At 45.8% G+C, this 4155-nt stretch carries 5 protein-coding genes; 2 read left to right on the top strand and 3 right to left on the bottom strand.

Annotation, left to right across the window (positions count from 1 at the left end):
* Positions 1-101 precede the first annotated feature (101 nt).
* From purF to KDK19_RS00610, 3 genes are all read right to left on the bottom strand, one after another.
* Positions 102-1613, bottom strand: coding sequence for an amidophosphoribosyltransferase (purF, locus tag KDK19_RS00620; RefSeq protein WP_257287333.1), 1512 nt, complete (start codon positions 1611-1613; stop codon positions 102-104).
* Between the two features lie 174 nt (positions 1614-1787).
* On the bottom strand, positions 1788-2285 hold the full coding sequence (locus KDK19_RS00615; RefSeq protein WP_257281526.1) for a CvpA family protein: 498 nt from the start codon (positions 2283-2285) through the stop codon (positions 1788-1790).
* Between the two features lie 111 nt (positions 2286-2396).
* Positions 2397-2681, bottom strand: coding sequence for a helix-hairpin-helix domain-containing protein (locus KDK19_RS00610; RefSeq protein WP_257287335.1), 285 nt, complete (start codon positions 2679-2681; stop codon positions 2397-2399).
* A 513-nt stretch (positions 2682-3194) separates the two neighbouring features.
* Between KDK19_RS00610 and KDK19_RS00605 the strand changes: the two genes are divergently transcribed.
* Both KDK19_RS00605 and KDK19_RS00600 read left to right on the top strand, forming a co-directional pair.
* The gene (locus tag KDK19_RS00605) at positions 3195-3629 is read left to right on the top strand and encodes a DUF29 domain-containing protein (protein WP_257252780.1); all 435 of its coding nucleotides are present in this window, start codon (positions 3195-3197) and stop codon (positions 3627-3629) included.
* A gap of 67 nt (positions 3630-3696) precedes the next feature.
* On the top strand, positions 3697-4131 hold the full coding sequence (locus tag KDK19_RS00600) for a DUF29 domain-containing protein (RefSeq protein ID WP_257291115.1): 435 nt from the start codon (positions 3697-3699) through the stop codon (positions 4129-4131).
* Positions 4132-4155: the final 24 nt, after the last annotated feature.

The raw sequence follows: 4155 nt of genomic DNA, 5'->3' as shown, positions 1-4155 counted from the left end.
GACCAATTTATTGCAACCGCAGTAGGACAGCCTTAAGTCCGACAGGCTGCTAGCAAGGCTAACAGGGGCTCGACTCTATGAACGTAGTGTTCAGGGAAAAATCAGGCAAGCTCTTCATCATTGTGAAGGTCAATGATCGAATCGCTTCCCGCATTAGCCCGGGTCTCTTCGTTTCTACTGGCAGCAAGACGGCTTAAATATTCACTGTCGATACCGCCGGCAATGTATTTACCATCAAAGACAGAACAGTCAAAGTCGGTAATCTCGGGATTCAACGAAGAAACGATTTTCTTAAGATCATCCAAATCCTGAAAGATCAGACGATCTGCCCCGATTTCCTGCTCGATTTCCTTGTCAGTCCGATTGTAGGCAATGAGCTCTTCTGATGTTGGCATGTCGATCCCATAAACATTGGGGAAGCGAATCGCAGGAGCAGCAGAGCTAAAATAGACTTTCTTTGCGCCACTGTCTCTGGCCATCTCGATGATCTGCTGACAGGTCGTGCCTCTGACAATGGAGTCATCGACTAACAGGACATTCTTGCCTTCAAATTCCTGTTGAATGGCACTGAGTTTTTGGCGAACGGATTTCTCGCGGACTTCCTGACCAGGCATGATGAATGTGCGACCAATGTAGCGGTTTTTAACAAAGCCTTCTTTGTAAGGAAGCCCCAATCGGTTGGCAATCTCCAGTGCTGATGTCCGGCTGGTGTCAGGAATAGGCATGACAACATCAATATCATGCTCTGGCCACTCTCTGAGAATCTTGTTAGCAAGGATCTGCCCCATTCTCTGATGAGCCTGATAGACAGAAATACCATCAACAATGGAGTCAGGGCGGGCGAGATAGACGTACTCAAAAATACAAGGATGCTTGGTGCCCTGAACACACTGGAATGTGTGCAGCTGATTATTTGAGTCTATGAAGACAGCTTCGCCTGGCTCGACGTCACGAATAACTTCAAAACCAGAGGCACTCAAAGCGACGGATTCAGAAGCCATCATATATTCTGTGCCTTTTTCGCTTTCCCGCTTACCGAAGATCAGGGGGCGAATACCGTTAGGGTCACGAAAACCAATGATACCGTGACCATTAATCATGGCGACGACAGCATAGCCACCTTCGCAACGCTCATGGACTCGACGAACCGCCTGGAAGAAGTCTTCCGGCTTGGGCTGCAACTTGCCTGACTGCTCCAGTTCATGGGCGAAGACATTCAGCAGAATCTCTGAATCAGAGCTGGTATTGATGTGACGAAGATCTTCTTCAAAGAGTTCCTGCTTGATGCTCTGGGCATTGGTCAGATTCCCGTTATGGGCAAGGGCAATACCATAGGGAGAGTTAACATAGAACGGCTGGGCCTCGGCTGAGCTGGAAGTACCTGCGGTAGGATAACGAACATGAGCGATGCCCATATTGCCCACCAGTTTTTTCATGTGCCGGGTTCTGAAGACATCACGGACCAGCCCGTTATCTTTTCTCAGATAAAAGTGCCCTCCTCCCAGGGTCACCATACCGGCTGCGTCCTGCCCCCTGTGCTGAAGCACGGTCAGCGCATCGAACAACAGCTGGTTAACATTCACTGTCGCCGAAATACCGACAATTCCACACATTTATCACATCCTCAGGCTGGATCAGCGGCTCCAAAGCTCTGGCAAGGTCACCTGAAAGTCAGAAAAACCCTGTTTTTTGTGCTTATAGCTGTCTTTAGAGCCTATTTTTTCTCAAAAGTTCAGAAAGCGCCCTCTGGACGTTTGCCTGTTCCCGGGAAGCTTTCAGAGATTATTTCAACCGGCTTGCAACATAGGTTCAACCCACTGGACCACTGTTTGTCTGGACCAGTCTGCAAGTAGCAAAAAGTGCGGCAATAATACCGAATCTTGCCATGCTTCGTCATTCTCTAATGGAGCAAAAGTCATTAATCCCACCACAAGCACCACAAGCAAGCAGCCTCTGAGCCCGCCGAAAACCATACCCAGTATCCTATCAGTCCCAGTGAGACCGGTGGCTTCAACCAATTCTGAAAATAATCGATTAATCAACCCGCCCACCAGTAGCGTTGCGACAAAAAGCAGAATTGATGCGGAAATCACTCTAACAGACGGGGTTTCTACATACTGAGTTAACAAGTTTGCAACACTGCCGTTAAAAGTCCAGGCCACAAAAATGGCCACTACCCAGGTCAGAAGAGAGAGAACTTCTTTGAAAAAGCCACGTTTAAGGCTGATAAGAGAGGAAACAGCCACTATGGCCGCAATGACCCAATCAATCCAGGTAAAGGTCAAAGGAATACTCCTGCATAAGTCTTTATTCAGGCTAGATTATCGGTTTTGAAACACGTACTCAACATACAAAAAGCCCGTCTCTATGGACGGGCTTTTTGTATATGTGATTCCCTACTCTTCGAAAATTATCCTGGATTCGTTCTTCTTCATAAAGGCTTCACCGATGAACTTCACTTGATCAAGGTCATCCATATTCTTGTAAGGACCATGTGCTTTACGGTGTTTTACTATCTCTTCTGCTGTTCGTCTGCCTACGCCTATAAGCTTTTCGTCCAGTTCCTGAACGGTGGCTGTGTTGACGTTAACGACCTGTTCTTTTTCGTCGCTATTGGCAAATGAACCGTTAGAGAATATTAAAAGGCTGGAAAGAGCAATGCTTGAGAAAAATGTATTCATAATCAAACTTCCTTATTGATTATTAACGTTTGGCTTCAGATATCTTGAAACCGTTATTTTCAGTTCTAGACGGATTTTTAAAAAAAACCAAACAGATGGAAAAAAAACTATGAATACAACAGAACCATTGAATATAAATGACTGATTTTATAAAGAACTCACGACAGACTCCAGAATAAGCACCCAGACAGCACAGCCAATGTTTTGACAATATAGAAGTACGAATAACACCATTTCTTCAGGCTCTGACAGCAAAAAGTCGAGAGTAAAACAAACCCTCAGGAGCCTTTCGGATTGATGACTTCGAGTATAAATTTCAGAACAAAACGAGCCGGAGTATTGAGTACACTCATGGCTGCAGTCAGTATCACCTATCGATTCTGTATTAAACTACGCCCAGCCCTATAAATGAAACTTGAGCTATCTTAATGAGCGCAGTTTAGATTCGTAAAGCACAAAGTGAGTAAGATAGAATGAAGGAAAATGGGATAACGGACAAAGCAGGTAGCCTTTATGCGAGACTTGTATGATACCGATTTTTACAGCTGGACTCAGAGACAGGCAAAACTGATTCGTGAAGGTCGCCTCGCAGAACTCGACCTGGAAAATATCCTTGAGGAAATTGAGAGCATGGGTCGCAGTGATTACAGAGCCTTGCAGTCCCGGCTGGAAATACTGTTCATGCACTTGTTGAAATGGGAACACCAGCCAGAAAAAAGACAAACAGGCCACAGCTGGGAACGCACCATCCGTGTGCAACGTAAGCAGGCATGGCGAATTCTACAGGATTCTCCGGGTCTAAAACACAAAATTGATGTTATGCTTCCTGTTGCTTACAAAAGAGCCGTCGAAGATGCCGCTGAAGAAACAGGACTATCACCTTCCACTTTTCCCAAGGAGCGTCCCTGGAGCTATGAGCAAGCTATCAATCCTGAATTCTGGCCCTAAAACTTCTCAGTCCATAAGATAAACTGAACAGTAACTATGAAATCCTATAAAACAGCAGGTCATTTTTGTGCGTGATTTATACGATACTGATTTTTACAGCTGGACCCAGAGGCAGGCAAAACTGATCCGTGAGGGCCGCCTGACAGAACTCGATCTGGAAAATATCCTTGAGGAAATTGAGAGCATGGGTCGCAGTGACTACAGGGCATTAGAGTCCAGAATATGCGTACTTTTCATGCATTTGTTGAAATGGCAGTACCAGCCTGAAAAAAGGCAGACTGGCCAAAGCTGGGAAAGAACGATCCGAGAGCAACGCAAGCAGATCAGGCGAATTCTAAGAAAAAATTCAGGACTGAAAAGCAAACTGACAGAGATTTTGGTTGAAGCTTACTCGGACGCTGTAGAAGACGCCTCAGATGAGACAGAGCTACCCTCCTCTACTTTTCCAAAAGAATGCCCCTGGAACTATGAGCAGGCGATGGACCCGGAATTTTGGCCGTAATGTCCTTGTATATATCCAGAACGG

Origin of the sequence: Endozoicomonas sp. ONNA1 (assembly GCF_024606325.1) — a bacterium.
Taxonomy (GTDB): Bacteria; Pseudomonadota; Gammaproteobacteria; order Pseudomonadales; family Endozoicomonadaceae; genus Endozoicomonas_A.
This window is presented reverse-complemented; position numbering and strand designations above follow the sequence as displayed.

Coding starts and splice junctions, on each gene's coding strand:
- purF (WP_257287333.1), bottom strand. CDS start 1,613: ATGTGTGGAATTGTCGGTATTTCGGCGACAGTGAATGTTAACCAGCTG.
- KDK19_RS00610 (WP_257287335.1), bottom strand. CDS start 2,681: ATGAATACATTTTTCTCAAGCATTGCTCTTTCCAGCCTTTTAATATTC.
- KDK19_RS00605 (WP_257252780.1), top strand. CDS start 3,195: ATGCGAGACTTGTATGATACCGATTTTTACAGCTGGACTCAGAGACAG.